General features: G+C 47.7%; 1 protein-coding gene. It reads right to left on the reverse strand.

Translation table 11 applies throughout. The features are described 5' to 3' along the window. A partial coding sequence (locus P5G61_RS31855) for a transposase (protein WP_301250128.1) occupies positions 1 to 671 on the reverse strand: 671 nt, incomplete at both ends.

The following is a 671-nucleotide window of genomic DNA, read 5'->3' on the forward strand; positions in this document are numbered from 1 at the left end:
TTGTGATATGTCCCATATTTGACGATGGCCTGAATGTTGTGTTCTTCCAAATAGCTGTAGTTTTCTTCACTTCCGTACCCGGCATCGGCAATGACGGTCTTCGGTCTTTGGCCAAGCATTTCTTCCAGATGATCCAGATGAGGTTTCAGACATTTGGTGTCCGTGGGGCGCTGATGCACACTGTAGCCCAAAACAAACTGATTTTCCGTTCCAATCTGTACATTGTATCCCGGTTTTAATTGACCATTTCGCATGTGGTCTTCTTTCATTCGCATGAATGTTGCGTCTGGATCGGTTTTGCTATAGCTATTGCGCTCACCGGCCGTTTCGATCTGATGCTCATATTTTTGCAGACGTGGGAGCAAGTCCTTCCGCAACTGGCGTACAGCTTTCTTTAAGGTTTTGTTCTTGGGTTTTTCGCTTAGCTTTTCCTCTAGCTGCTTCACTGCTTGCTCCAGCTTTTCCGCCGTGAGAGCCGATGCTTCGCCAAGCTCAGGCAGGTCGGTTCCGGTGTGGAGGGCATCTTCTTCGTTTTCTGCCTCTTCGATGGCTTGAAACAGGATATGTACTTTTTCTTGTAGCTTGGCCTGGTGCTTAACGACGGCTTTTTTCCATACAAAGGTGTAGCGATTCGCATTCGCTTCGAGCTTGGTTCCGTCCAGAAAATAGTG

It is taken from the genome of Paenibacillus vandeheii (genome assembly GCF_030433635.1).
In the GTDB taxonomy this organism is placed as follows: domain Bacteria; phylum Bacillota; class Bacilli; order Paenibacillales; family Paenibacillaceae; genus Paenibacillus; species Paenibacillus vandeheii.